Origin of the sequence: Enterobacter sp. CRENT-193, from assembly GCF_002787395.1 — a bacterium.
GTDB classification, from domain to species: domain Bacteria; phylum Pseudomonadota; class Gammaproteobacteria; order Enterobacterales; family Enterobacteriaceae; genus Enterobacter; species Enterobacter hormaechei_C.
In genome coordinates this window covers 773264-799754 of the sequence record NZ_CP024812.1, presented here as the reverse complement: position 1 = coordinate 799754, position 26491 = coordinate 773264, and the positions used below count along the sequence as shown (strand labels likewise).

General features: G+C 55.7%; 24 protein-coding genes. 16 read left to right on the top strand and 8 right to left on the bottom strand.

What is annotated here, in order from left to right; all coding sequences use genetic code 11:
• The first annotated feature begins 121 nt into the window (after nt 1-121).
• From glmS to phoU, 10 genes are all read left to right on the top strand, one after another.
• Nucleotides 122-1951, top strand: a complete 1830-nt coding sequence (gene glmS, locus CU081_RS03990; protein WP_003861166.1) for a glutamine--fructose-6-phosphate transaminase (isomerizing) — start codon at nt 122-124, stop codon at nt 1949-1951.
• Between the two features lie 428 nt (nt 1952-2379).
• Entirely contained in the window at nt 2380-2958 is a 579-nt protein-coding gene (locus tag CU081_RS03985; protein WP_003861165.1) for a chaperone-usher fimbrial major subunit, read from the top strand.
• Nucleotides 2959-3086: 128 nt separating this feature from the next.
• A complete protein-coding gene (locus CU081_RS03980) occupies nt 3087-3713 on the top strand; it encodes a fimbrial chaperone (RefSeq protein WP_050583629.1) in 627 nt (208 codons plus the stop codon).
• An 18-nt stretch (nt 3714-3731) separates the two neighbouring features.
• Nucleotides 3732-6251 (top strand): fimbria/pilus outer membrane usher protein, encoded by a 2520-nt coding sequence (locus CU081_RS03975; RefSeq protein WP_044704571.1) that lies wholly within the window; start codon nt 3732-3734, stop codon nt 6249-6251.
• Nucleotides 6252-6260: 9 nt separating this feature from the next.
• A complete protein-coding gene (gene stgD, locus CU081_RS03970) occupies nt 6261-7337 on the top strand; it encodes a fimbrial protein StgD (protein WP_022652103.1) in 1077 nt (358 codons plus the stop codon).
• Between the two features lie 246 nt (nt 7338-7583).
• Nucleotides 7584-8624, top strand: a complete 1041-nt coding sequence (pstS, locus tag CU081_RS03965) for a phosphate ABC transporter substrate-binding protein PstS (protein WP_022652104.1) — start codon at nt 7584-7586, stop codon at nt 8622-8624.
• 127 nt (nt 8625-8751) lie between these two features.
• Nucleotides 8752-9711, top strand: coding sequence for a phosphate ABC transporter permease PstC (pstC, locus tag CU081_RS03960; RefSeq protein WP_003861158.1), 960 nt, complete (start codon nt 8752-8754; stop codon nt 9709-9711).
• Nucleotides 9711-10601, top strand: coding sequence for a phosphate ABC transporter permease PstA (pstA, locus tag CU081_RS03955; RefSeq protein WP_003861156.1), 891 nt, complete (start codon nt 9711-9713; stop codon nt 10599-10601). Before pstC ends, pstA begins: the two co-directional genes overlap by 1 nt.
• A gap of 47 nt (nt 10602-10648) precedes the next feature.
• Nucleotides 10649-11422 carry a phosphate ABC transporter ATP-binding protein PstB gene (pstB, locus tag CU081_RS03950; RefSeq protein WP_003861154.1) on the top strand — a complete coding sequence of 258 codons (774 nt, stop codon included), beginning with the start codon at nt 10649-10651 and terminating at the stop codon, nt 11420-11422.
• A 26-nt stretch (nt 11423-11448) separates the two neighbouring features.
• Nucleotides 11449-12174 carry a phosphate signaling complex protein PhoU gene (gene phoU / locus CU081_RS03945; protein WP_003861153.1) on the top strand — a complete coding sequence of 242 codons (726 nt, stop codon included), beginning with the start codon at nt 11449-11451 and terminating at the stop codon, nt 12172-12174.
• A gap of 94 nt (nt 12175-12268) precedes the next feature.
• Here phoU and yieH read toward each other — a convergent pair whose 3' ends face one another.
• Nucleotides 12269-12934, bottom strand: a complete 666-nt coding sequence (yieH, locus tag CU081_RS03940; protein ID WP_003861151.1) for a 6-phosphogluconate phosphatase — start codon at nt 12932-12934, stop codon at nt 12269-12271.
• A gap of 165 nt (nt 12935-13099) precedes the next feature.
• Between yieH and adeP the strand changes: the two genes are divergently transcribed.
• Nucleotides 13100-14437: an adenine permease AdeP gene (adeP, locus tag CU081_RS03935; protein WP_003861149.1), complete on the top strand. Its 1338-nt coding sequence runs from the start codon at nt 13100-13102 to the stop codon at nt 14435-14437.
• Between the two features lie 86 nt (nt 14438-14523).
• Here adeP and CU081_RS03930 read toward each other — a convergent pair whose 3' ends face one another.
• The 4 genes from CU081_RS03930 to CU081_RS03915 all read right to left on the bottom strand — a co-directional run bounded on the left by CU081_RS03930 (nt 14524) and on the right by CU081_RS03915 (nt 18111).
• Complete coding sequence (locus CU081_RS03930; RefSeq protein ID WP_003861147.1) at nt 14524-15090, bottom strand: NADPH-dependent FMN reductase; 567 nt, start codon at nt 15088-15090, stop codon at nt 14524-14526.
• 36 nt (nt 15091-15126) lie between these two features.
• Nucleotides 15127-15873: a 4'-phosphopantetheinyl transferase family protein gene (locus tag CU081_RS03925; RefSeq protein ID WP_003861145.1), complete on the bottom strand. Its 747-nt coding sequence runs from the start codon at nt 15871-15873 to the stop codon at nt 15127-15129.
• Between the two features lie 122 nt (nt 15874-15995).
• Nucleotides 15996-16967 carry an HTH-type transcriptional regulator YidZ gene (yidZ, locus tag CU081_RS03920; RefSeq protein WP_022652106.1) on the bottom strand — a complete coding sequence of 324 codons (972 nt, stop codon included), beginning with the start codon at nt 16965-16967 and terminating at the stop codon, nt 15996-15998.
• Complete coding sequence (locus CU081_RS03915; protein ID WP_003861141.1) at nt 16936-18111, bottom strand: MFS transporter; 1176 nt, start codon at nt 18109-18111, stop codon at nt 16936-16938. The genes yidZ and CU081_RS03915 overlap by 32 nt, the downstream gene beginning before the upstream one ends.
• A gap of 286 nt (nt 18112-18397) precedes the next feature.
• On the opposite strand from CU081_RS03915, the gene CU081_RS03910 reads away from it, so the two are divergent.
• The 5 genes from CU081_RS03910 to CU081_RS03885 all read left to right on the top strand — a co-directional run bounded on the left by CU081_RS03910 (nt 18398) and on the right by CU081_RS03885 (nt 24198).
• Nucleotides 18398-19432 (top strand): DUF4365 domain-containing protein, encoded by a 1035-nt coding sequence (locus CU081_RS03910; RefSeq protein ID WP_001143643.1) that lies wholly within the window; start codon nt 18398-18400, stop codon nt 19430-19432.
• 283 nt (nt 19433-19715) lie between these two features.
• A complete protein-coding gene (locus CU081_RS03900; RefSeq protein WP_058647355.1) occupies nt 19716-21398 on the top strand; it encodes a Mu transposase C-terminal domain-containing protein in 1683 nt (560 codons plus the stop codon).
• 2 nt (nt 21399-21400) lie between these two features.
• A complete protein-coding gene (locus tag CU081_RS03895) occupies nt 21401-22309 on the top strand; it encodes a TniB family NTP-binding protein (protein WP_000393453.1) in 909 nt (302 codons plus the stop codon).
• Nucleotides 22306-23523 carry a TniQ family protein gene (locus tag CU081_RS03890; protein ID WP_000801210.1) on the top strand — a complete coding sequence of 406 codons (1218 nt, stop codon included), beginning with the start codon at nt 22306-22308 and terminating at the stop codon, nt 23521-23523. Before CU081_RS03895 ends, CU081_RS03890 begins: the two co-directional genes overlap by 4 nt.
• 60 nt (nt 23524-23583) lie before the next feature.
• Nucleotides 23584-24198 carry a recombinase family protein gene (locus CU081_RS03885; protein ID WP_058647322.1) on the top strand — a complete coding sequence of 205 codons (615 nt, stop codon included), beginning with the start codon at nt 23584-23586 and terminating at the stop codon, nt 24196-24198.
• Nucleotides 24199-24250: 52 nt separating this feature from the next.
• Here the strand turns inward: CU081_RS03885 and merE are convergent, their stop codons facing one another.
• The 3 genes from merE to merA are packed head-to-tail and all read right to left on the bottom strand — an operon-like array spanning nt 24251 to nt 26487.
• The gene (merE, locus tag CU081_RS03880) at nt 24251-24487 is read right to left on the bottom strand and encodes a broad-spectrum mercury transporter MerE (RefSeq protein ID WP_058647321.1); all 237 of its coding nucleotides are present in this window, start codon (nt 24485-24487) and stop codon (nt 24251-24253) included.
• Nucleotides 24484-24849: a mercury resistance co-regulator MerD gene (gene merD, locus CU081_RS03875; RefSeq protein WP_058647320.1), complete on the bottom strand. Its 366-nt coding sequence runs from the start codon at nt 24847-24849 to the stop codon at nt 24484-24486. The genes merE and merD overlap by 4 nt, the downstream gene beginning before the upstream one ends.
• A 15-nt stretch (nt 24850-24864) precedes the next feature.
• Nucleotides 24865-26487, bottom strand: coding sequence for a mercury(II) reductase (gene merA / locus CU081_RS03870; RefSeq protein WP_442876246.1), 1623 nt, complete (start codon nt 26485-26487; stop codon nt 24865-24867).
• Nucleotides 26488-26491: the final 4 nt, after the last annotated feature.

Genomic DNA, 26491 nt, shown 5'->3' with positions numbered 1-26491 from the left:
CCCCCCACAAGCAGTACCCATAAAAATAACCCCACTCTCTACAAGGCTCGGGGCGCCCGGAAAGGGCAAATACAGGTCAGCGACAACGCATGGCATAACGCCATAATCAGGAAATATAACTATGTGTGGAATTGTTGGCGCAGTTGCGCAGCGTGATATTGCTGAAATCCTTCTCGAAGGTTTACGTCGTCTGGAATACCGTGGTTACGACTCAGCCGGGCTGGCTGTCGTTGATGCAGAAGGTCATATGACCCGTCTGCGCCGTCTCGGTAAAGTGCAGATGCTGGCCCAGGCTGCGGAAGAACATCCGCTGCACGGTGGCACCGGTATTGCGCATACCCGCTGGGCGACCCACGGTGAGCCATCTGAAGGCAACGCACACCCGCATGTGTCTGAACACATCGTGGTCGTGCATAACGGCATTATCGAAAACCACGAACCGCTGCGTGAAGAACTGAAAGCGCGCGGCTATACCTTCGTCTCTGAAACCGACACCGAAGTGATTGCTCACCTGGTGCACTGGGAGCTGGCAAAGGGCGGTACACTGCGTGATGCGGTGCTGCGCGCTATCCCTCAGCTACGTGGTGCTTACGGTACGGTGATCATGGATTCCCGCGACCCGTCCACGCTGCTGGCCGCGCGTTCCGGTAGTCCGATGGTGATTGGTCTGGGCATGGGTGAAAACTTTATCGCTTCCGACCAGCTGGCGCTGCTGCCGGTTACCCGTCGCTTTATCTTCCTGGAAGAGGGAGACATTGCCGAGGTGACACGTCGCAGCGTGACCGTATTCGACACAAAAGGCGAGCAGGTTAAGCGTCAGGAGATCGAATCAAACCTGCAATACGACGCGGGCGACAAAGGCGCTTACCGTCACTACATGCAGAAAGAGATCTACGAACAGCCAAACGCCATTAAAAACACCCTGACTGGTCGCATCAGCCATGGTGAAGTGGATCTGAGCGAGCTGGGCGCCAATGCCAACGAACTGCTGAGCAAAGTCGAGCACATTCAGATCGTGGCCTGCGGTACCTCTTACAACTCCGGTATGGTCTCGCGCTACTGGTTTGAATCCCTGGCGGGTGTGCCGTGTGATGTGGAAATCGCCTCTGAGTTCCGCTATCGCAAATCTGCGGTGCGTCGTAACAGCCTGATGATCACCCTTTCTCAGTCTGGCGAAACGGCCGATACCCTGGCGGCGCTGCGTCTGTCTAAAGAACTGGGTTACCTCGGCTCGCTGGCCATTTGTAACGTGCCGGGCTCTTCGCTGGTACGTGAATCCGATCTGGCGCTGATGACCAAAGCGGGTACCGAAATCGGCGTGGCTTCCACCAAAGCGTTTACTACTCAGCTGACCGTTCTGCTGATGCTGGTGGCGAAACTGGCGCGTCTGAAAGGCCAGGATACTTCCGTTGAGCATGATATCGTTCACGGTCTCCAGGCGCTGCCAAGCCGTATTGAACAGATGCTCTCTCAGGACAAACGCATTGAAGCCCTGGCGGAGGATTTCTCCGACAAGCATCACGCTCTGTTCCTGGGGCGCGGCGATCAGTATCCGATCGCGCTGGAAGGGGCGCTGAAGCTCAAAGAGATCTCTTATATTCACGCTGAAGCCTATGCGGCAGGCGAGCTGAAGCATGGCCCGCTGGCGCTGATCGATGCGGATATGCCAGTTATCGTGGTGGCACCTAACAACGAACTGCTGGAAAAACTGAAATCTAACATCGAAGAAGTGCGCGCCCGTGGTGGTGTTCTGTACGTCTTTGCGGATAAAGATGCCGGTTTCGCCAGCAGCGACAACATGCACATCATCGAGATGCCGCATGTGGAAGAGGTGATTGCGCCGATCTTCTACACCGTACCGCTGCAACTGCTGGCTTATCACGTCGCGCTGATCAAAGGCACCGACGTAGACCAGCCACGTAACCTGGCGAAGTCCGTCACCGTAGAATAATCTCCAGCCTACCCGAGGCTGCCAGTATTCTGGCAGCCTCATAGCCCTCCCCTCAGCGATTATTTCTTTTTATCGCAACCTGTTTCTTTTTTCATTTTTTCTTACATTTTTGCTCTATCTGCTCATTTCACCTATGTCTGCTTAAAAAAGAATCTGATTTAGCTATGACAAAGAAAAGATATTGATAAATTCTTAAAAAAATAGAGAAGAGATATCAATAGCATTTTTTAATTATGTTTTGTTCTTATTTTTAAGGGTTTTTTTATTTTTAATTTTTATTGTTCCATTTTAAAGATATTTCATGTGGGAAAACATATTTGTCATAGAGCAGGAATGAACTGTACTATCGCCACGCTTTAAAGGATGGTGTGTTTTATTTGAATGTATAAATGAGACGCATACAAATAATGTAAATTATGGAGAGTTTCATGAAATTAAACGTTATAGCCACTTCACTGGTTTTATCTTCCGTCCTGTTTTCAGGTGCGACATTAGCGGCTGACGGTACTGTTCATTTCCGTGGCGAGGTGATTGATTCTACTTGTACAGTCACGACTGATACCAGTAATCAGACTGTTAATATTGGTCGTGTATCGGTAAAAACCTTCGCGGGTATTGATTCCACCGCGTCTGTTAAAGATTTCCACATCCGTCTGGAAGGCTGCCCGGCAACCTATACTCAGGCGGCGGTACGCTTTGACGGGACGGAAGATAAAGATACCATCGGTAAAGGTTATCTTTCAATCGGTACGCCGGTGAACGAAGACGGTACGGACGGTGAGTTCACTGGCAGCGGCGACGCCATTGCGGCGACGGGCGTGGCGATAAAACTGTTCAACCTGAGCGATGATACCGCGATCCCTTTGTATAACAATTCTAAATACGTTGCCATTGCAGATGGTAAAGCGGATATGGGATTCAAGGCGAAATTCGTCCAGACTCTGGCAACAGTGACGCCGGGTACTGCGAATGCTGACTCTCAGTTTACTATTGAATACCTGAAATAATCAGCGGTTATGGATTCGGAGCCTGTTAAGAACTTATTTACAGGCTCCTTTATATATAAGGACATTGGATTATGCCAGGGCGTATAGTGAATGTATTATTAGCGTGTTGTCTTACGGGTATTTCTACAATGGCATCGGCAGGTGTGGTTATCGGTGGCACACGAGTGGTTTATTCGAGTGATAAATCCGACGCAACCATTACTGTCAAAAATAACGAAGCGGCTATCCCTTATCTTATTCAAACATGGGTTGACCCCTTCAGTAATACAGGGACCGCGAAAAAACCACCGTTTACCGTCATTCCACCGGTATCTCGTCTGGAGGCTGGGCAGGAAAAAATTCTGCGCATTATGAAAACCGAGGGCAATTTACCGCAGGATCGGGAGTCGGTGTTCTGGCTGAACATCAAAAATATTCCCCCGGCGAGCAATAAGCCGAACGCGATGGAAATCGCCATTAAGACACGTATCAAGCTGATCTGGCGTCCGGCCTCGTTGAACATTACCCCGGAGCGCGCCGCCACGCAGGTGAAGTGGCACAGAGAAAATCGGCAGCTGGTAGTTGAAAATCCCACGCCGCTAAATATCAACGTTATGAATGTGACAGTGGACGGCAAAGATGTGCCGCTCAATATCGTCCATCCCTTTGAAACCCTGCGTTTACCCTTACCGGAAGGCGTGAATGGCCATGCGCTGGTTTGGCGGTATGTGAATGATTTCGGTGCGATTAGTCAGGATTTAAAAGCAGCGCTTTAAGCAAAGGATGGTTTATTTATGGAGTGTTACCGTATTTTCATCGCGCTTGCTTCCGGGATGGTGCTTGGTTTATCCGGCGAGGTGGTCGCGAGGGATATGTTTAACCCTGCGCTGCTTGAAATCGATCATCCGGTGGACGTGGATATCCACCAGTTTAATCGCGCGAACAGTCTGCCTGCCGGGAACTATAAGGTCAGCATCTATGTAAACGGCGAATATGTTGACCGCCGGGAGGTGACCTTTGTCGAAGATACTGCCACCAGCAACCTGCATCCTTGCTTCTCAGACATCAAAACCGTGCTCGCTGAGCTTGGGGTCAAAGTGGCGGCTATCAAGGCCCTTAACGACATAGATGACAAAGCCTGTCTGGACCCCGCGCCGCTCGTTCCTGGCTCAACCTGGACGTTTGATACGGATAAACTCCAGCTTAACGTCACGTTGCCGCAAATCTATATTGATGTATCGGCGCGCGGCTATATCAATCCCTCACGCTGGGATGAGGGCATCAATGCGCTGATGGTGAACTACGATTTTTCCGGCTCCAGCACGGTGCATTCGAACGAGGATGATAACAACGATTTTTATTATCTGAACCTGCGCAACGGTGCCAACCTGGGGGCATGGCGTTTACGTAACTACAGTACGCTAAACGTGACCGATGGCGAGTCTTCGTATCATTCGATCAATACCTATTTACAGCGCGATATCGCCGCTTTACGCAGCCAAATTATGCTGGGGGATACATGGACCGCAAGCGACGTGTTTGACAGCACGCAACTGCGAGGGATGCGTCTCTACACGGATGATGACATGCTGCCTTCGAGCCTGACGGGGTTTGCGCCAGTGGTTCGCGGCGTGGCGAAAAGCAATGCGACCGTGATTGTGCGGCAAAACGGTTACATCATTTACCAGTCTGCCGTACCGCAGGGAGCGTTTGCGCTCAAGGATTTAAACACCACCAATTCGGGTGGCGATCTGGATGTTACCATCAAAGAAGAGGATGGCAGCGAGCAACATTTTACCCAGCCTTACGCCTCACTGGCGATCCTGAAGCGTGAAGACCAAACCGATGTCGATATCAGCGCGGGTGAACTGCGCGATCAAAACGATTTTCAGCCGACCGTTTTTCAGGCGCAGGTGTTACACGGTTTTCCTGCGGGTATTACCCTCTACGGGGGCGTGCAGGGAACCAGCGATTACACCTCCGCCGCGCTTGGCGTGGGGAAAGATATGGGTTCGCTGGGCGCCCTTTCGCTGGACGTAACGCATGCCCGCTCGCGGTTTGAGGACGATGACGAAAGCGGGCAATCTTACCGTTTTCTCTATTCCAAACGTTTTGATGAAACGAACACAACGTTTCGGCTGGTGGGCTACCGCTACTCCACAGAGGGCTACTACACCCTGAACGAATGGGCGTCCCGGCAGAATAACGAGAGCGACTTCTGGACGACAGGTAACCGCCGTAGCCGTCTGGAGGGAACATGGACGCAGACCTTTGGCGACGGGATGGGAAATATTTATCTTACCCTTAGCCGCCAGCAGTACTGGAAGACGGATGAAGTCGAGCGGCTGGTGCAGCTGGGCTACAGCAATAGCTGGCGCGCTATTTCCTGGAACGTCTCCTGGAACTACACCGATTCACTCACCTCGGCCCAAAATAGCACCGACACTGACGTCAGCGACAGTCAGGGCAGCGAACAGATTTTTATGCTCTCCCTCTCCATACCGTTGTCAGGCTGGCTGCATGACAGCTACGTCAACTATGGGTACACCCAAAACAACCACGGAAAAGGGATGCACCAGGTGGGGCTGAGCGGTAACGCGCTGGATGCGCACAACCTCTCCTGGAACGTTCAGCAGTCTTACGATGCGGATAACGAAGATTACAACAACAGCGCAGGGGTGGGCTATGACGGCACCTATGGTTCGGTAAACGCCAGTTACGACTATACCCAGGACAACCAGCGCCTCAACTATGGAATGAAGGGCGGGATTCTGGCCCACAGCGATGGCATAACTTTCTCTCAGGAACTGGGGGAAACCGTCGCGCTGGTTAAAGCCCCGGGAGCTTCCGGCCTGGCGCTGGAGAATGGTACGGGTAAGGCGACGGACTGGCGCGGCTATACGGTACAGACGCAGCTCAACGCCTACGATGAAAACAGAGTGGAGATCGACAGCGATTACTTTGCGAAGGCCAACGTCGAAATCGACAACAGTATCCTCAGCGTTATCCCGACGCGCGGCGCGGTGGTACGGGCGGAGTTTGTCACTCACGTGGGCTATCGCGTCCTGTTCAATGTGCGGCAGAAGAGTGGCAAACCGGTGCCGTTTGGCGCCATGGCCTCGGCTGATTTACCCCACGGCAGCGTAACCGGCATTGTGGGCGAAAATGGCGAGCTTTATCTGTCCGGCATGCCGGAAGAGGGGGCGTTTGTCCTGAAGTGGGGCGCAGATAACACGATGACCTGCCCGGTTAACTACCACTTTACCCCGCCAGAAGGCGTCGAACTGATACAAATATCGGCAGTATGCCAATAGGGAAATAAGATGAAATTCAGGACACCTCTGTTTTTAAGCGCGTTGATAATATTTATGACGCCAGTATGCAAAGCGTACACCACGGGCGACGGGATTTGTCACTCCGAAGGTGGCGCTTATATCTATAACCTTAATCTGAACGGGCAGTCGATCCCGGCGGATAAAAATAAAGCAGGTACAGAGATCAGGGATCTGGAAACGCTCAGTTCATCTGCGAGTTACAAAGCGCAATGCAACTGTCTTACGCATTACTCTACGGGCTTTCGCCAAATCTACTACACCGCACGATCGTCGTTAAGTGAAGATGTGGTAAAGAACGGGTATACCTATTTTACCCTTAATAACAACCTCAGCATCGCCACGTCGATACTTGTGCTCGGCAGAGATTATATACCGGTACCTTTCAGCGCAGAACCAAACGTAATGTCTCATAGCTCCTATTGTTATGCGCCTGGTGAGGAAGGGAGCGAACCAACACTCAATACCGGTTCAAAAATAAAAATATCATTCTTAATTAACAAGCCGTTTATTGGCCGGGTGAGTGTGCCAGGTACGATAGTCGCCGATCTTTATGGCGGGCTGGATGCGGCCTCCTCGACCTCCAGCACCGAAAAAATGGCAGAGATCAAAATCGCTGGCGATATCGTCGTGCCGCAAAATTGCGAGATAGCGCCCGGGCAGACGCTTGAGATAGATTTTGGCAAAATCCCGGCCCCGGAATTTTCCGCTACCAAAGGCACCGCCGTGACGAGTCACAAGGTAAAAAAGACGATTCAGGTACAGTGCACAGGCATGCTGGATGAGAATATTGTCTACTCCACTTTCCATGGAGACCCTGTCGACGCCGATGCCACGATGATGAAAGTCAACGGCAATGATGATGTAGGCATTGTGGTATACGACAAGTGGGATCGTCAGGTCAGCGTCAACGGCGGCAGGATGGACATGGATAGGGGAGAAAACAATAACGGCGCCGAAAACAATTCGCTTACCTTTTCCGCTGCGCCTGCAAGCGCAACGGGGGCGCAGCCAAAACCTGGAACGTTTGAAGCGTACGCAACGGTCACGCTGGAAATTGAACATTAATCACCCAACGGCTGTTTATGACAGCCGTTGTCATTTTTCCTCTTTTGCACCAGGCTTATCCCTTTCTATATGACAACTCTATGATGCTCCCCTGAACAAATAATCATTAATATCAGTGGCTTATTTTACACTCTCTCATTGTCATAAAACTGTCATATTTCGTACATTTATCTGTCACCTGTTTGTCCTATTTTGCTCATCGTAGCCACTTAAACAATGATTTACGAAATCCTTGCAGGAGACATTATGAAAGTTATGCGTACCACTGTCGCAACTGTTGTCGCCGCGACCTTATCGATGAGCGCTTTCTCTGCCTTCGCAGCAGCAAGCCTGACTGGCGCTGGTGCAACCTTCCCTGCGCCGGTGTATGCCAAATGGGCGGATACCTACCAGAAAGAGACCGGTAACAAGGTCAACTATCAGGGTATCGGCTCCTCCGGTGGCGTAAAACAAATTACCGCGAATACCGTTGATTTCGGCGCATCCGACGCTCCGCTGTCTGATGAGAAACTGAATCAGGAAGGCCTGTTCCAGTTCCCGACCGTGATTGGCGGCGTTGTGCTGGCTGTTAACATCCCTGGCCTGAAATCAGGCGAGCTGGTGCTGGACGGCAAAACCCTGGGTGACATCTACCTGGGCAAAATCAAAAAATGGGATGACGAAGCCATCACTAAGCTGAACCCAGGCGTTAAGCTGCCTTCGCAGAATATCGCGGTGGTTCGTCGTGCTGACGGCTCTGGTACCTCTTTCGTGTTCACCAGCTACCTGGCGAAAGTGAACGAAGAGTGGAAATCTAAAGTCGGTTCCGGCTCTACCGTTAACTGGCCAACCGGTCTGGGCGGTAAAGGCAACGACGGTATCGCAGCCTTCGTACAGCGTCTGCCTGGCTCTATCGGCTACGTAGAGTACGCCTACGCTAAGCAGAACAATCTGGCCTACACCAAACTGGTTTCTGCCGACGGCAAACCGGTTAGCCCGACCGAAGAGAACTTCGCCAACGCCGCCAAAGGCGCTGACTGGAGCAAATCCTTCGCTCAGGACCTGACTAACCAGAAAGGTGAAGACGCGTGGCCAATCACCTCTACCACCTTCATTCTGGTTCACAAAGAGCAGAAGAAACCAGAGCAGGGTGCAGAAGTGCTGAAGTTCTTCGACTGGGCATACAAAAACGGCGGCAAACAGGCTAATGACCTGGATTACGCCAGCCTGCCAGACAGCGTGGTTGAGCAGATTCGTGCTGCATGGAAAACCAACGTGAAAGACAGCAGCGGTAAAGCGCTGTACTAACAGGATATTTTTAACGAAGATGGCGGGTGGCGCGCAGCGATCCCGCCCTACGGTTTACTCTGTAGGCCCGGTAAGCGTCAGCGCCACCGGGCATATTCGTAAGACGTCTCATAAAGAAGAGTAATTTATGGCTGCAACCAAGCCTGCATTTAACCCTCCGGGTAAAAAAGGTGACATGATTTTCAGTGCGCTGGTGAAACTGGCTGCGCTGATTGTGCTATTGCTGCTGGGCGGCATTATCGTGTCCCTGATTTTCTCCTCCTGGCCGAGCATTCAAAAATTTGGTTTCGCCTTCCTGTGGACCAAAGAGTGGGATGCGCCGAACGATATTTACGGTGCGCTGGTGCCGATTTACGGCACGCTGGTGACCTCTTTTATCGCCCTGCTAATTGCGGTTCCGGTGAGCTTCGGTATTGCCTTGTTCCTGACGGAACTGGCGCCAGGCTGGCTGCGGCGTCCGCTGGGTATCGCCATTGAACTGCTGGCGGCCATCCCAAGTATCGTTTACGGCATGTGGGGCCTGTTTATTTTTGCTCCGCTGTTTGCAACGTACTTCCAGGAGCCGGTCGGTAACGTGCTTTCTGCCGTTCCGTTTGTGGGGGCGCTGTTCTCCGGCCCGGCATTCGGTATCGGCATTCTGGCGGCGGGTGTGATCCTCGCCATCATGATTATTCCGTACATTGCGGCGGTCATGCGCGATGTCTTCGAACAAACCCCGGTGATGATGAAAGAGTCCGCCTACGGCATCGGCTGCACCACCTGGGAAGTTATCTGGCGCATCGTCCTTCCGTTCACCAAAAATGGAGTGATTGGCGGCATTATGCTGGGCTTAGGTCGCGCGCTCGGTGAAACCATGGCGGTCACCTTTATCATCGGCAACACCTACCAGCTCGATAGCGCTTCGCTCTATATGCCGGGGAACAGTATTACTTCTGCGCTGGCGAACGAATTTGCCGAAGCGGAATCCGGGCTGCACGTCGCGGCGCTGATGGAACTGGGCCTGATCCTGTTTGTTATCACCTTTATTGTGCTGGCTATCTCCAAGCTGATGATTATGCGTCTGGCTAAAAACGAGGGGGCACGCTAATGGCGACTCTCGATATGCAAAATACCGCTCAGCTTGCGGAATCCCGTCGCAAAATGCAGTCAAAGCGCCGGATTAAAAACCGCATTGCGCTGACGCTTTCCATGGCGACGATGGCGTTTGGCCTGTTCTGGCTGATCTGGATCCTGATGTCAACCATCACCCGCGGCATCGATGGAATGTCCCTGGCGCTGTTCACGGAAATGACGCCGCCGCCGAACACGGCGGGCGGTGGTCTGGCAAACGCCCTGGCGGGTAGCGGCCTGCTGATCCTGTGGGCGACCGTTTTCGGTACACCGTTGGGCATTATGGCGGGTATCTATCTGGCGGAGTATGGGCGCAAGTCCTGGATCGCTGAAGTCATCCGCTTTATTAACGACATTCTGCTTTCTGCCCCGTCGATTGTCGTGGGTCTGTTTGTTTACACCATCGTAGTGGCGCAAATGGAACACTTCTCCGGCTGGGCGGGTGTGATTGCGCTGGCGCTGTTGCAGGTGCCTATCGTTATTCGTACTACTGAAAACATGCTGAAACTGGTGCCGGACAGCCTGCGTGAAGCGGCTTACGCGCTGGGCACGCCGAAATGGAAAATGATTTCGGCGATCACCCTGAAAGCGTCCGTCTCGGGGATCATGACCGGTATCCTGCTGGCTATCGCCCGTATCGCCGGTGAAACCGCACCGCTGCTGTTTACCGCCCTCTCCAACCAGTTCTGGAGCACGGACATGATGCAGCCGATCGCCAACCTGCCGGTGACGATCTTTAAATTTGCGATGAGCCCATTCGCGGAATGGCAGCAGCTGGCCTGGGCCGGGGTGCTGATCATCACCCTTTGCGTACTGTTGCTGAACATTCTGGCGCGCGTCATTTTCGCGAAGAAGAAACACGGTTAAATTTTTACGGCGCGGCAGCTCGCGGCGCCGAATGAGGAAATGAGTCAATGAGTATGGTTGATACTGCCCCGGGTAAGATTCAGGTTCGTGATTTGAACTTCTACTACGGCAAATTCCATGCCCTGAAGAATATCAATCTGGATATCGCGAAGAACCAGGTAACGGCATTCATCGGTCCGTCCGGCTGTGGTAAATCCACGCTGCTGCGCACCTTTAACAAAATGTATTCGCTCTATCCGGAGCAGCGCGCAGAAGGTGAAATTCTGCTGGACGGTGACAACATCCTGACCAATACCCAGGATATCGCCCTGCTGCGTGCGAAAGTGGGGATGGTATTCCAGAAACCCACGCCGTTCCCGATGTCGATCTATGACAACATCGCCTTTGGTGTGCGTCTGTTTGAGAAGCTCTCCCGTGCGGATATGGACGAGCGCGTGCAGTGGGCATTGACCAAGGCCGCATTATGGAACGAAACCAAAGATAAACTTCACCAGAGTGGGTACTCTCTCTCCGGTGGTCAGCAGCAGCGTCTGTGCATTGCGCGCGGTATCGCCATTCGCCCGGAAGTCTTGCTGCTGGATGAGCCGTGCTCAGCCCTGGACCCGATCTCAACCGGGCGTATCGAAGAGCTGATCACCGAGCTGAAGCAGGATTACACCGTGGTGATCGTGACCCACAACATGCAGCAGGCTGCACGTTGTTCTGACCACACGGCGTTTATGTACCTGGGCGAGTTGATTGAGTTCAGCGATACGGATGCGCTGTTCACCCGTCCGGCGAAGAAACAAACCGAAGATTATATTACTGGCCGCTACGGTTGATTTGCCTTAGTGCATGTGGAGAAACCATGGACAACCTCAATCTTAATAAACACATTTCCGGCCAGTTTAACGCAGAGCTGGAAAGCATTCGCACCCAGGTGATGACCATGGGCGGCATGGTCGAGCAGCAGCTTTCTGATGCGATCACGGCGATGCACAACCAGGACAGCGAGCTGGCGAAGCGCGTTATTGAAGGCGACCACAACGTCAATATGATGGAAGTCGCCATCGACGAAGCCTGCGTGCGCATCATTGCGAAGCGTCAGCCGACGGCGAGCGACCTGCGTCTGGTGATGGCGATCATCAAAACTATCGCCGAGCTGGAGCGTATTGGTGACGTGGCGGATAAAATCTGCCGCACCGCGCTGGAGAAATTCTCCCAGCAGCACCAGCCGCTGCTGGTGAGTCTGGAGTCTCTCGGTCGCCACACCGTGCAGATGCTGCACGACGTGCTGGACGCTTTCGCGCGCATGGATCTGGACGAAGCGGTCCGTATCTACCGTGAAGACAAGAAAGTTGACCAGGAATACGAAGGCATAGTGCGTCAGCTGATGACCTACATGATGGAAGATTCCCGTACCATTCCAAGCGTACTCACCGCGCTGTTCTGCGCGCGCTCAATCGAGCGTATCGGTGACCGCTGCCAGAATATTTGTGAATACATCTTCTACTTCGTTAAGGGTCAGGATTTCCGACACGTGGGCGGCGACGAGCTGGACAAGCTGCTGGCGGGTAAAGATCCGAAAGAGTGATTTTTACCCTCACCCTAACCCTCTCCCACAGGGTGAGGGGACCATTCGGTTTTCTCCCTCTCCCTGTGGGAGAGGGCCGGGGTGAGGGGAAAACTCAGCGAGTAATATCCCACCCGCGCGCCTTCCACAACGCTGGCAGTTGCGCCAGATCGGTAAAGGTCGTCACTTTTGGATGATCGATCGGCTTGTTGTGCGGATCGGCGCAGAAGTAAAACACCTCCATCCCCGCATCAATCCCTGACTGCGCGCCCGCAGACGAGTCATCCACCAGGATGCAGTTCTCCACGTTGACGTTCATCGCCTTCGCCGCGTGGAACATCAATGCCGGATCCGGCTTCCAGCGCTGGATATCGTAGCCACTGAACAGTTTTTCCGGGAAGTGGTGCAACATATTCAGCTTGCCGAGCGAGTGCTGCATTTTGCTGACCGGGCCGTTAGAGACCACGCAGATCGGCACCGTCATCGCATCCAGCAGCGTGTTAGCGCCAGCGATAACTTCCAGCTCGGCGTCGAAGAGGCGTGCGACCTCGGCGCGGTACACCGGTTCCAGATCCGCTTTCGCCAGATCCACCCCGTGCTCTTCGTTAATGATGTCGATGATCTCGTACAGCTTCACGCCCTTAAAGCGTTTAAACACCTCTTCGAGATCGAGCGTAATACCAAATTCCTGGAACATGGCGACATACGCGCGGGAACAAATGACCTCACTGTCGACCAGCGTACCGTCACAGTCGAAAAATACCGCTTCAATTCCGGACATGCCTTTCCCTTTTAACAAGTTTAACGTTTTCGTACGGCAGTTCACCGGGACGCAATCGTTGCCGTATAAGCAAAATCAATGAAAAAAGTATCCCGTAACCGCCACTATTGTCGCATTTTGGTATAGGATAGCGACGAATTTTCCCTCCTTGTTCGGAAATTGATGATGAGTCAACAACACACTACCCAGACGTCTGGTCAGGGGCTGCTTGAGCGCGTGTTCAAACTGCGCGAGCACGGCACAACGGCACGCACCGAAGTGATCGCCGGTTTTACTACCTTCCTGACGATGGTCTATATCGTTTTCGTTAACCCGCAAATTCTGGGCGTGGCTGGCATGGACACCAGCGCCGTCTTCGTGACCACCTGTCTGATCGCGGCGCTTGGCAGCATCCTGATGGGCGTTTTCGCTAATCTGCCCGTGGCGCTGGCCCCGGCAATGGGTCTGAATGCGTTCTTTGCGTTCGTGGTGGTTCAGGCGATGGGCCTGCCGTGGCAGGTCGGGATGGGCGCTATTTTCTGGGGCGCGGTCGGCCTGCTGCTGCTGACCATCTTCCGCGTGCGCTACTGGATGATTGCGAACATTCCCGTGAGCCTGCGCGTGGGTATCACCAGCGGTATCGGTCTGTTTATCGGCATGATGGGGCTGAAAAACGCTGGCGTTATCGTGGCGAACCCGGAAACGCTGGTGAGCATTGGTAACCTGACCTCTCACAGCGTGCTGCTGGGCGTGCTGGGCTTCTTTATCATCGCGATCCTGGCGTCGCGCAACATCCATGCTGCGGTGCTGGTCTCTATCATTGTGACCACGCTGCTGGGCTGGATGCTGGGTGACGTACATTACAACGGTATCGTCTCTGCGCCACCAAGCGTCTCTACCGTGATTGGCCACGTTGATCTGGCGGGCTCGCTGAACCTGGGTCTGGCCGGGGTGATTTTCTCCTTCATGCTGGTCAACCTGTTTGACTCCTCCGGTACGCTGATTGGCGTGACCGACAAAGCGGGTCTGGCGGATGAAAAAGGCAAATTCCCGCGCATGAAGCAGGCGCTGTATGTGGATAGCATCTCGTCCGTCGCTGGCTCTTTCATCGGCACCTCGTCTGTTACCGCTTACATTGAATCCTCTTCCGGTGTGTCCGTGGGCGGTCGTACTGGCCTGACGGCGGTAGTTGTGGGTCTGCTGTTCCTGCTAGTGATCTTCCTCTCTCCGCTGGCGGGGATGGTGCCACCATACGCGGCAGCTGGCGCGCTGATTTACGTCGGCGTGCTGATGACCTCAAGCCTGGCGCGCGTGAAGTGGGAAGATTTGACGGAAGCCGTTCCGGCGTTTATTACCGCGGTGATGATGCCGTTCAGCTTCTCGATCACCGAAGGTATCGCGCTGGGCTTTATCTCTTACTGCGTGATGAAGATCGGTACCGGCCGCTTCCGCGAACTCAGCCCGTGCGTGATTATTGTTGCGCTGCTGTTTGTGTTGAAGATTGTGTTTATTGATTCACACTAAAATGCTGGTGGTGTCAGGTGGCGCTTCGCTTACCTGACCTACGGGCAAAGTTCCCTCTCCCTGTGGGAGAGGGTTAGGGTGAAGGCTTACGCCTTCACCCGCTTAATATAATCCCCAAACGCGGTCAGCTGGCCAGAGAGATGGTCACGCGTACTCTGATCCACCACTTCACCCGTCTGCGGGTCGACCTTGTTCTGAATCACGCCGCCCATAAATTCCGGCTTGTTCATCACCATCGCATCCAGGAACACCAGGATCTGACGCAGGTGATACTGGCAGCGCGCGCCGCCAATGGCGCCCATTGAGCTGGTCTGGATCAGCACAGGTTTACCAGACAGCGGCTGCTCCGGTAAACGGGACAGCCAGTCAATGGCGTTCTTCAGACCACCCGGCACCGAGTAGTTATACTCAGGCGTCACAATCACCACGCCGTCAGCCTGACGGATCTGCTCGGCTATCGCTTCCACGCTTTGCGGGAACCCTTCTTCCTGCTGAACGTCAGCATCATAAAGCGGGATGTCGCCAATGGACGGCAGGGCACTGATCTCCATTCCCGCAGGCGCCAGCTGCGGCAGCGTACGGGCAACCATCCCGTTAAAAGAACCTTTGCGCAGGCTTCCCAGTAACGTAACAACTTTCAACGTATCAGACATGATTACTCCTGTTTCATCATGATGACCCTGGACGGATCAGCTATGGGTGTATGCTTTTTCTGCCGGTAAACTGGTTAATCGCATCAGGCGCGCGGCGGGCTCGTTGGCGCGCTCAGGGACATCCGGAAGACTACGCCAACCGCGAATACTGTCAAATTCCCAGATTTTCAGCCGTTCGATGGCGGGGCTCACCGCAACGGACCAGATCAGTACGTCCTCAGCGTCGCTGAGCGCCTCTACCAGCGAGGCTTTTGTCGCGCGCAGGCGTCCGGAGCCGGGGAGCAGCTGCAACAGGCTGGCGTCGTCTGACGCCGCGCCGTTCAGTTTTCGGATGCTCTGGCGAAGGGTGATGAGCTGCGCTCTGGCTTCAACAGGGTCGTTCTGGTTACGTATCCACAGCTTTTCATTGCTGGAGAGCGGGTATTCATCGAGCGCGTTAGCACCATGGAAGCTACGCGTGACGCGTTGCAGCTCCATATCCAGGCCACAATCACCTTCAGTCGTCAGCGCGACGCCAACAATGTTGCCGGTGTACGCAATGGAAAAATGGGGGAGTGCCGGGTCCGCAAAAACCGGGCGACCTTCTGGCTGGGTGAGTATGTCCGGTAGTTCGCTAGTGCCGTAGAGCATAAAAAGCAGTTCTGCGAGGAGCGCTCTGGAAGCTAAAAACCGCGTCCTGCGGTGTTCAGGTAGTTTGAGCGCCTCACTGTGACAGGCTGAAGAAAGTCTGGCCGATACGAGATGCCCTTCCGTTAATGTTCCTCGTGCAAAGTGCGTAGCCATTTTTCGCTCCTTGATAATGGTCGTAGTCGGTTAAACGGTTACATGATTATCGCTTAACTTAGCTTCTGTTTTAATCAGTAAATGGAAATAAGAGAAGCCTGAGCACCGAACTTTACATTATCTTAGGCAAAAACCTGATCTGGTGCGGTATACAGCGCTTTAATCGTCTCACGCAGCCAGAGGATTTTCGGATTATGGCTGTTCCGTTTATGCCAGATCAGCGTGAAGGGTACGGTGAGCTTTTCTGCCTGCGCCTCATCGATGGGAATGGGCAGACACACCAGATTACGCTGGTGGAGTTGGTTGTAGTGATGGCAGTAGTGCGGCGCAGTGGCTATGTAGTTGTGATCCGGCTGGGCCGCCATAAACATCGACTGTTCAAAACCGGGCAAACTCATGGCGATGTTACGCTCCCGGCCCATCTCCCTTAGCACCTCGTCGAGCGCCCAGGTGTCACTGCGTTCCCAGAAGATGCTGATATGCGGGTAGCGCAGAAACGTCTCCAGATCCCACGCTTCCTGGAGCGCGGGATGATCCTCGCGCAAATACACGCACGGACGGTCACTGAACAGGATTTCGTAGTCGATAAACCACGGCATCAGCTTTAGCAGTTCGCGCGAGCGAGGGTGCGTTTCACGCCCGGTGAAGCCCAGATCCACTTCTCCGCGCGTAATGGCGTCCAGCGAATCGTAATCCCATTGCCGCAGTTTCACCGTCGCCTGTGGGTAGCGCTCGTTCACCTGCTCCAGCAGGGTATTAAAGCGGATCAGCATCAGCGGTGTTTCGGCGGCGAGCACAAACTTAAGCCCGCCTGGAGAGCTATGGTGGAATTTATCGAGGATCTGGTTGCCAATCTGCATCCAGTCGGCCAAATCCTGTTCCAGACTCACCGTCAGCGGCGTGGGTAGTAGCCCTAAAGGCGTTTTCACAAACAGCGGATCGTCGAACCAGTCGCGCAGCTTCGCCAGCGATTTACTCACCGCGGACGGCGTCACGTTCATCCGCTTCGCGGCTTTGGTGACGCTGCGCTCCTGCAACAAAAGTTGCAGGCAAAGTAAAAGATTAAGATCGAGACTGCTGATGGGCTTCTTCATAGTGCGCCGCGGGCTGGATGACCATAAGTAAGGTAATGCAGAGTATGCTACAGCCAATCAGAACCCCGATCAGCATATTCAGCGCGTTAAGGCCGATCACCGCCGCCAGCCAAATCCATAGCGAAGAACCGCAAACCTGCGCAATGCCCAGCACCGAGCTGGCCACGCCTGCCCGCAGCGAGAAGGGGCCAAGCGCCTGACTCATCGCCACACCAAAGCCGACGGAGAATCCGGCGCAGATCAGAGTAATGCCCACCAGCATTACAGCGTGTGAGGTGGCGGTCGCCAGGATCACGCCTGCGGCGAGAAACAGCGTCTGTGAGGTGAGCATCAGCGTGCGCTGGCGGAAGATGTTGAGCGCAAAGGGCGTTGAGAATGAAACCGCCATGCTCACCATCGCGGTTAGCGCCATCACCGTCGAATACTCACCGCGATCGAAGCCCATCGTCTCCATCAGCAACACCGGGGAAACGTTTACATAGGTGAGGATCACCGCCACGCTAAGCGTGGTGATTGCCAGCCGACTCAGGAAAAAGCGATTCACCAGCTTTTCAGCCGGATGGAGGGTTGCGGTGTGATATGGCTGTTGCGAACCGGGATGGGTCTCTTTCAGCACCGTCACGGACAGGATAAAGACGATGGCGCCCATGGCTGCCATGGTCCAGAAAAGACTCTGCCACGGAAATTTAAGCATAATCAGGTAGCCTACAACCGGTGCCAGCACCGGGATGATGCAGGTAATGCCGTTCAGCATCGACAGCACCTTGGCGCGGCGCTGGGCGCTCAAGGTATCGCGCAGAATGGCAAAGGCCACCACGTAACAGCCGCCTGCGCCAATGCCCTGGATAAAACGTCCTGACAGGAACATTGTGCTTTCCTGAGCCACTGAACAGAGTACTGATGCCAGCGCAAAGATAACTGCACCCGTAATCGCGACGGGCTGGCGGCCTGCTTTATCCGCGATTTTCCCGGCAAATACCATCGACGACGCCATTCCCGCGAGGTAGGCCGAAAACGCGATGTGCAGTTGCGCCTCGCTGGCACCCAGATCGCGGGCAATATGCGGTAGCCCTACCAGATACATATCAATGCCGGACGGATAAAGCAGAACTAATGCGAAACTACAAAACAGAAAACGCGCCATACACCCCCCATAGATGCAGGCATGCAGGATAGGGGGTGAAAGGGGATTAGGCGAGTTGCCATTTGGACAATGGTGATTTCCCTGGAGGAAATCACCCTGTATTAACGTGAATTACTTACCGATACAGAAAGTGAAAAAACATTAATTATCAATTAATTATAATTAAATTGGCGTGCATTTGGGGTAATTTCGGTTATTCACCTAAGTACGGTTACTTTGTACTGCCAGAACATATTATATTAAAAAATGCGTTCTGCGTCAGTGTTCAAGGTATTGAGGAACCAATATGCCAACCTATGCAAAATCGTTAGTAACTTCTAAGAAAGGTATTAACTACGTAAGAGGAGTTATCGAGGGAGTTGGCTGCTTGTTTCAAAAGATTGAGCAGGAAAATGATCTTGGGATAGATGCGATTTGCGAGTTGATAAACTCAAATGGTCAGCCAGAAAACCACCTTTTTGCTTTGCAGATCAAGTCTGGTGACTCTTACTATGATAGTTCTAAAAACTCCTGTTCATTTAGGATAGGAACTCATAGGGATTACTGGACAAATTATAAGGTCCCCCTTTTTGCTGTTGTTTACATACCATCTCTCGACACGGCTTATTGGACAGATATTAAGAAATTTCTGAAGAGTAACGTTCACGCTAGCTCCATTAGTTTCGATTTGAGTCGTGCCAATCACTTTGATGAAGAGAAGTTCATTTCTTACTTTAAGCCCTTGGTTACTGGGAGAGGGCCAAATATTTCTCTGGAAGACAGTTTAAGACTTGTTAGAAGCAGTAATGATGACGAGGCTTGGCTTGGTTTAACAACGTTATTTAGGCGATTTCCTAATACATACCAAACCTGGGATGAGTTGGTTAGAGCTTTCAAAATAAGAAGTATTGCCAAAATTCCTAGATTACTCATTTATCTTCTAGCCCATATCCCTTGGCATGGCGATATTTCATACAGTGGCGAAGATATAAAGTCAGAGATTAGATGTTATGCCGCTGACTTGTTTAATTCGTTTGATGAAGGTGACATACGTAAGTTACTGTCCATGATCGATGACAACGGAATACAGAGGGGAGCTATCGGGCAATCGGTCGAAGCTGTAATTAACTGTGTAGGTAGTGCATCACAGTATCTAATCAGAATTATCAGGAATGGCTGCGACAGTATGGAACTAAGAGAATCAGCAGCGTTCATTTTGGCCGTCGATAAAGGTGTTGAGGCTATACCGTACCTTCGAGAGTTAGCATCTAGTGGCAGCGAGATATCCAGTTTGATTATTCAGGATATCGCTGAACATGGTGGGTTTTACCCATACTCTTAATGCTTTTGATTTTCACCTCAACGATACCCATCTAATCTATCAATAATTAAGTGCAAAAAGTCCGCAACCCAAATTGGATGCGGACTTTTTTTTGTCCAGAAAACCACCGTTTATTGAACAGTTAGAACACTTACCTATGGTGTCATTTTCAGAAGACGACTGCACCAATTGACGGGGCGTAACGCCAGATGTGCAGGCGACTCCTGACAACGCAATATCAGAAGTCATCTGCACCAATCTCGACTATGCTCAATACTCGTGTGCACCAAAGCGAGGTGTGAGCATGGCGTCAGACACATCATTGATTGCCGAGCAAGGCGTGGCCACCCTGCCCGATGCGGCTTGGGCGCAGGCCCGGCAACGGGCGGAAATCATCGGGCCGCTGGCAGCGCTTGATGTGGTCGGGCATGAAGCCGCCGATGCCGCTGCTCACGCGCTTGGCCTGTCCAGGCGGCAGGTGTATGTCCTAATCCGCCGTGCCCGGCAAGGTGCTGGGCTTGTGACGGACCTGGCTCGCAGCCGATCCGGCGGCGGAAAAGGCAAGGGACGCTTGCCGGAATCAGTTGAGCGCATCATCCGCGAGTTGCTGCAAAAGCGCTTCCTGACCAAGCAGAAGCGTAGCCTGGCAGCGTTCCACCGCGAGGTCGCGCAGGCTTGCAAAGCGCAAAAGCTGCGGGCGCCGGCGCGCAACACCGTGGCTCTGCGGATCGCCGGCCTCGATCCGCTCAAGGCCACTCGCCGCCGGGAAGGTCAGGATGCGTCCCGCAGCCTGCAAGGTGTCGGTGGTGAGCCTCCCGCCGTGACCGCGCCACTGGAACAAGTGCAGATTGATCACACGGTCATCGACCTGATCGTGGTGGACGAGCGCGACCGGCAACCGATTGGCCGTCCGTATCTGACCATCGCCATCGACGTGTTTACCCGCTGCGTGCTCGGCATGGTCGTCACGCTGGAAGCGCCGTCATCTGTTTCGGTCGGCCTGTGCCTTGTGCATGTCGCCTGCGACAAGCGTCCCTGGCTGGAGGGTCTGAACATAGAAATGGAGTGGCCGATGAGCGGCAAGCCCAGGCTGCTCTACCTGGACAACGCGGCCGAGTTCAAGAGCGAAGCGCTACGCCGAGGCTGCGAGCAGCATGGCATCCGGCTTGACTATCGCCCGCTCGGGCAGCCGCACTACGGCGGCATCGTGGAACGGATCATCGGCACGGCGATGCAGATGATCCACGACGAATTGCCAGGGACGACCTTCTCCAACCCTGACCAGCGCGGCGACTACGATTCCGAAAACAAGGCCGCCCTGACGCTGCGTGAGCTGGAGCGCTGGCTCACATTGGCGGTCGGCATCTACCACGGCTCCGTGCACAACGGCCTGCTCCAGCCGCCGGCAGCGCGCTGGGCCGAAGCTATCGCGCGGACCGGCGTGCCAACCGTCATCACTCGCACCACGGCTTTTCTGGTCGATTTTCTGCCCATCATCCGCCGCACGCTGACCCGCACCGGCTTCGTCATCGACCACATCCATTACTACGCCGATGCGCTCAAGCCGTGGATAGCTCGGCGCGACCGCTTGCCTGCGTTCCTGATCCGGCGCGACCCGCGCGACATCAGCCGCATTTGGGTGCTGGAGCCGGAGGGGCAGCACTATCTGGAAATTCCATACCGCACCTTGTCGCACCCGGCTGTCACCCTCTGGGAACAACGACAGGCGCTGGCGAAATTGCGGCAGCAAGGGCGCGAACAGGTGGATGAGTCGGCGCTGTTTCGCATGATCGGCCAGATGCGCGAAATCGTGTCCACCGCGCAGAAAGCTACGCGCAAGGCGCGGCGCGACGCGGATCGACGCCAGCATCTCAAGGCAACGGCAGTTCTTTTCAAAACCACGCCACCACCGGACGCGGACATGGCTGACCCGCAGGCAGACAACCAGCCACCTGCCAAACCGTTCGACCAGATTGAGGAGTGGTAGCCGTGGAAGAATATCCCATCATCGACTTGTCCCACCTGATGCCGGTGGCCCAGGGCTTGGCCCGTCTTCCGGCGGACGAACGCATCCATCGCCTTCGCGCTGACCGCTGGATCGGCTATCCGCGAGCAGTCGAGGCGCTGAATCGGCTGGAAGCCCTGTATGCGTGGCCGAACAAACAACGCATGCCCAACCTGCTGTTGGTCGGTCCAACCAACAACGGCAAGTCGATGATCGTCGAGAAATTCCGCCGCACCCACCCGGCCAGCTCCGACGCCGACCAGGAGCACATTCCGGTACTGGTCGTGCAGATGCCATCCGAACCGTCGGTAATCCGCTTCTACGTCGCGCTACTTGCCGCGATGGGCGCGCCATTGCGCCCGCGCCCACGGCTGCCGGAAATGGAGCAATTGGCGCTGGCACTGCTACGCAAGGTCGGCGTGCGCATGCTGGTGATCGACGAATTGCACAACGTCCTGGCCGGCAACAGCGTCAACCGCCGGGAATTCCTCAACCTGCTGCGTTTCCTCGGCAACGAGCTGCGCATCCCGCTGGTCGGGGTCGGCACACGCGATGCCTACTTGGCGATCCGCTCGGACGACCAGTTGGAAAACCGCTTCGAGCCGATGATGCTGCCGGTGTGGGAGGCCAACGACGATTGCTGCTCACTGCTGGCCAGCTTCGCGGCTTCGCTCCCGCTGCGGCGACCCTCGTCGATTGCCACGCTGGATATGGCCCGCTACCTGCTCACGCGCAGCGAGGGCACCATCGGCGAGCTGGCGCACCTGTTGATGGCGGCGGCCGTCGCTGCCGTGGAGAGCGGTGAGGAAGCGATCAACCATCGCACGCTCAGCATGGCCGATTACACCGGTCCCAGCGAGCGGCGGCGGCAATTCGAGCGGGAACTGATGTGAAGCCAGCGCCACACTGGCCACTGCATCCGGCTCCCAGGGAAGGCGAAGCCTTGTCTTCGTGGCTCAACCGCGTGGCCCTTTGCTATCACATGGAGGTGTCCGAGCTGCTGGAGCACGATCTTGGTCACGGCCAGGTTGATGACCTGGACACCGCGCCACCACTGGCGCTGCTGGCGATGCTCTCCCAGCGGAGCGGCATCGAGCCGGACCGGCTGCGTTGCATGAGTTTCGCCGGCTGGGTGCCTTGGCTACTGGACAGCCTTGATGATCAGATTCCAGACGCATTGGAAACCTATGCGTTCCAGCTCTCGGTGCTGCTGCCGAAACTCCGCCGTAGGACGCGATCCATCACGAGCTGGCGTGCCTGGCTGCCCAGCCAGCCGATACATCGCGCCTGCCCGCTCTGTCTGAACGACCCGGCAAACCAAGCCGTACTGCTTGCATGGAAGCTGCCCCTGATGCTGAGCTGCCCGCTGCATGGCTGCTGGCTGGAATCCTATTGGGGCGTGCCTGGGCGGTTTCTCGGCTGGGAGAACGCCGACACTGCGCCGCGCACCGCCAGCGACGCGATTGCGGTGATGGACCGGCGCACCTGGCAGGCACTGACGACCGGCCATGTGGAGCTGCCGCGCCGACGCATCCACGCTGGATTGTGGTTTCGGCTACTACGCACGCTGCTCGATGAGCTGAACACCCCGCTTTCGACGTGCGGAACCTGCGCGGGGTATCTCCGCCAAGTCTGGGAAGGCTGCGGGCATCCGCTGCGTGCTGGGCAAAGTCTGTGGCGACCGTATGAAACCCTGAACCCGGCAGTACGGTTGCAGATGCTGGAGGCGGCGGCAACGGCAATCAGCTTGATTGAGATGAGGGATATAAGCCCGCCGGGCGAGCATGCAAAGCTGTTCTGGTCCGAACCCCAAACCGGTTTCACCAGTGGCCTGTCGGCGAAAACGCCGAAGCCCGAACCCGTCGATCACTGGCAACGGGCAGTCCAGGCCATCGATGAGGCCATCATTGAAGCGCGGCACGACCCCGAGACGGCACGCTCGCTGTTCGCGTTGGCTTCCTATGGTCGGCGCGACCCCGCTTCCCTGGAACAGTTGCGCGCCACCTTCGCAAAGGAAGGCATCCCCCCGGAATTCCTGTCACATTACGTGCCTGATGGACCCTTTGCATGTCTTAGACAGAATGACGGGTTAAGTGACAAATTTTGACGACCAGAACTTTCCGGTGCACACTGTCACATAATCGAACGTATATGTGACAGGTATGACATGCTAATCGGCTACATGCGGGTATCGAAGGCGGATGGCTCCCAGGCCACTGACTTGCAGCGCGACGCGCTGATCGCCGCCGATGTCGACCCGGCGCATCTTTACGAAGACCAGGCATCCGGCAAGCGCGAGGATCGTCCCGGCTTGGCGAGCTGTTTGAAGGCGTTGCGTTCAGGGGATACCTTGGTCGTATGGAAGCTCGACCGGCTCGGGCGCGACCTTCGGCACCTGATCAACACCGTGCACGATCTGACTGGGCGTGGCGTCGGTCTCAAGGTGCTGAGCGGCCACGGTGCGGCCATCGACACGACGACCGCTGCTGGCAAACTGGTCTTCGGCATCTTCGCCGCACTGGCCGAATTCGAGCGCGAGTTGATCGCGGAGCGCACGATTGCCGGCCTAGCCTCGGCCCGCGCGCGCGGGCGGAAAGGCGGCCGGCCGTTCAAGATGACCGCCGCCAAGCTGCGGCTGGCGATGGCGGCAATGGGTCAGCCAGAGACCAAGGTCGGCGACCTGTGCCAGGAACTTGGCGTCACGCGGCAGACCCTGTATCGGCATGTTTCACCCAAGGGTGAGCTACGTCCAGATGGCGAGAAGCTACTCAGCCGAATTTGATGCCGGCATGAGGCAACGTAGCGACAGCGTGGTTTGTCTCAATGGGAAGCGCTCATGATCGATCTTTGAAGGCCCGCAGCAGTCGTGTCACAGACAGGACGAACAAACCGGTCAGCGTGAGGGCTGCGATACCCCAGTACTCTCCGATGAACGCGCCGGCCGTCGTGCCGGCCAGCACAATGGCGAGAATCGGCAAATGGCAGGGACAGGTGAGCACGGCCAGCGCGCCCCACAGGTAGCCGTTGATCGGTTTGTGCGTCTCGGACGGCAAGCGCTCGGGGCTGTTCATGGCAGACTCTCCGCGTGCTGTGCCGGCTCGGTCGGCATGGTGGCCAACTGCACCTCCAGATCGGCCAACGCTTCGCGCCGACGCTCGACGAACTGGCGCAGAACGGCAAGCTGCGCGGCCGCTTCATCGCCGTCCGCAGCATCCAGCGCCCGGCACAGCCGCGCCAGCGCGTCCAGGCCGATGCCCGCCTCGAAGGCCGCCCGCACGAAGCACAGCAGTTGCAAGGCGGCATCATCGAACAGGCCATAGCCGCCCGGGGTGCACGCCACCGGACGCAGCAATCCGCGCAGCAGGTAGTCGCGCACGATATGCACGCTCACCCCGGCATCAAGGGCCAGCCGGGACACGGTGTAGGCGCTCATTGAAAACCTCTTTTTTTATCCAGCGCAGCAGGAAAGCTGCTTCACGTCCTTGTTGAAGGTCTGCGCCGCAAGCTTCAACCCCTCGACCATTGTCAGGTAGGGGAACAACTGGTCGGCCAGTTCCTGCACCGTCATGCGGTTGCGGATGGCGAGCACCGCCGTCTGGATCAGTTCGCCCGCTTCCGGGGCCACCGCCTGCACGCCGATGAGCCGTCCGCTACCTTCCTCGATGACCAGCTTGATGAAGCCGCGTGTGTCGAAGTTGGCAAGCGCTCGCGGAACGTTGTCGAGTGTCAGCGTGCGACTGTCGGTCTCGATGCCATCGTGGTGCGCTTCCGCCTCGCTGTAGCCCACGGTGGCGACTTGCGGGTCGGTGAACACCACTGCCGGCATCGCGGTCAGATTGAGGGCTGCGTCGCCGCCGGTCATGTTGATCGCGGCACGGGTGCCGGCGGCCGCTGCCACGTAGACGAACTGCGGCTGGTCGGTGCAGTCGCCGGCCGCGTAGATGTTCGGGTTGCTCGTGCGCATGCCTTGGTCGATAACGATGGCCCCTTGCGCATTGACAGTGACCCCCGCCGCGTCCAGCGCGAGGCTGCGCGTATTCGGTGCCCGACCGGTGGCAACCAGCAACTTGTCAGCGCGCAATTCACCGTGTCCGGTGGTCAGCACGAATTCGCCGTTCACATGGGCGACCTGGCTGGCTTGCGTGTGCTCCAGCACCTCGATGCCCTCGGCGCGGAAAGCGGCTGTCACGGCCTCGCCGATGGCCGGGTCTTCCCGGAAGAACAAGGTGCTGCGTGCCAGGATCGTGACCTGGCTGCCGAGCCGGGCAAAGGCTTGCGCCAGTTCCAACGCCACCACCGACGAACCGATCACGGCCAGGCGTGCGGGAATGGTGTCGCTGACAAGCGCTTCGGTGGAAGTCCAGTAGGGTGACTCTTTCAGGCCCGGAATCGGCGGCACGGCCGGACTGGCACCGGTGGCGACCAGGCAGCGGTCGAACGTTACCTCGCGCTCGCCACCCTCGTTCAAACGGACGACCAGGCTCTGGTCATCCTTGAAACGCGCTTCACCGTGCAAAACGGTGATGGCTGGATTGCCGTCCAGGATGCCTTCGTATTTGGCGTGCCGCAGTTCATCGACACGGGCCTGCTGCTGGGCCAGCAGTTTGCTGCGGTCAATCGCAGGCACAGTTGCCGCAATACCGCCGTCGAACGGACTTTCCCGGCGCAGATGGGCAATATGGGCAGCGCGGATCATGATCTTGGACGGCACACAGCCGATATTGACGCAGGTGCCGCCGATGGTGCCGCGTTCGATCAGCGTGACCGTCGCGCCTTGCTCGACGGCCTTCAGCGCCGCCGCCATCGCGGCCCCGCCGCTGCCAATGATGGCGATATGCAAACCGGCGCCCTCAAGTGCATCACGGATTTTTGGTTCATCTTTGAAATCACCAACCCGGATCGAGCCTTGATAACCCAATGCGGCGATGGCGGCCAGCAGTTGGTTGTGGCTCACGGCGGTGTCTGCCATGACTTGCGCGCGGCTTTCTAGATAGGACACCACAGCGGCATTCACGCCGGGAATCTTTTCCAAAGCATCTTTGACATGGGTGGCGCAGGATGTGCAGGTCATGCCA

Coding starts and splice junctions, on each gene's coding strand:
- adeP (WP_003861149.1), top strand. CDS start 13,100: ATGAGTCAACAACACACTACCCAGACGTCTGGTCAGGGGCTGCTTGAG.
- CU081_RS03910 (WP_001143643.1), top strand. CDS start 18,398: ATGCCAACCTATGCAAAATCGTTAGTAACTTCTAAGAAAGGTATTAAC.
- pstS (WP_022652104.1), top strand. CDS start 7,584: ATGAAAGTTATGCGTACCACTGTCGCAACTGTTGTCGCCGCGACCTTA.
- CU081_RS03885 (WP_058647322.1), top strand. CDS start 23,584: ATGCTAATCGGCTACATGCGGGTATCGAAGGCGGATGGCTCCCAGGCC.
- merD (WP_058647320.1), bottom strand. CDS start 24,849: ATGAGCGCCTACACCGTGTCCCGGCTGGCCCTTGATGCCGGGGTGAGC.
- glmS (WP_003861166.1), top strand. CDS start 122: ATGTGTGGAATTGTTGGCGCAGTTGCGCAGCGTGATATTGCTGAAATC.
- CU081_RS03980 (WP_050583629.1), top strand. CDS start 3,087: ATGGCATCGGCAGGTGTGGTTATCGGTGGCACACGAGTGGTTTATTCG.
- yieH (WP_003861151.1), bottom strand. CDS start 12,934: ATGTCCGGAATTGAAGCGGTATTTTTCGACTGTGACGGTACGCTGGTC.
- phoU (WP_003861153.1), top strand. CDS start 11,449: ATGGACAACCTCAATCTTAATAAACACATTTCCGGCCAGTTTAACGCA.
- pstA (WP_003861156.1), top strand. CDS start 9,711: ATGGCGACTCTCGATATGCAAAATACCGCTCAGCTTGCGGAATCCCGT.
- yidZ (WP_022652106.1), bottom strand. CDS start 16,967: ATGAAGAAGCCCATCAGCAGTCTCGATCTTAATCTTTTACTTTGCCTG.
- CU081_RS03975 (WP_044704571.1), top strand. CDS start 3,732: ATGGAGTGTTACCGTATTTTCATCGCGCTTGCTTCCGGGATGGTGCTT.
- stgD (WP_022652103.1), top strand. CDS start 6,261: ATGAAATTCAGGACACCTCTGTTTTTAAGCGCGTTGATAATATTTATG.
- pstB (WP_003861154.1), top strand. CDS start 10,649: ATGAGTATGGTTGATACTGCCCCGGGTAAGATTCAGGTTCGTGATTTG.
- CU081_RS03930 (WP_003861147.1), bottom strand. CDS start 15,090: ATGTCTGATACGTTGAAAGTTGTTACGTTACTGGGAAGCCTGCGCAAA.
- pstC (WP_003861158.1), top strand. CDS start 8,752: ATGGCTGCAACCAAGCCTGCATTTAACCCTCCGGGTAAAAAAGGTGAC.
- CU081_RS03915 (WP_003861141.1), bottom strand. CDS start 18,111: ATGGCGCGTTTTCTGTTTTGTAGTTTCGCATTAGTTCTGCTTTATCCG.
- CU081_RS03925 (WP_003861145.1), bottom strand. CDS start 15,873: ATGGCTACGCACTTTGCACGAGGAACATTAACGGAAGGGCATCTCGTA.
- CU081_RS03900 (WP_058647355.1), top strand. CDS start 19,716: ATGGCGTCAGACACATCATTGATTGCCGAGCAAGGCGTGGCCACCCTG.
- CU081_RS03985 (WP_003861165.1), top strand. CDS start 2,380: ATGAAATTAAACGTTATAGCCACTTCACTGGTTTTATCTTCCGTCCTG.
- merA (WP_442876246.1), bottom strand. CDS start 26,487: ATGACCTGCACATCCTGCGCCACCCATGTCAAAGATGCTTTGGAAAAG.
- merE (WP_058647321.1), bottom strand. CDS start 24,487: ATGAACAGCCCCGAGCGCTTGCCGTCCGAGACGCACAAACCGATCAAC.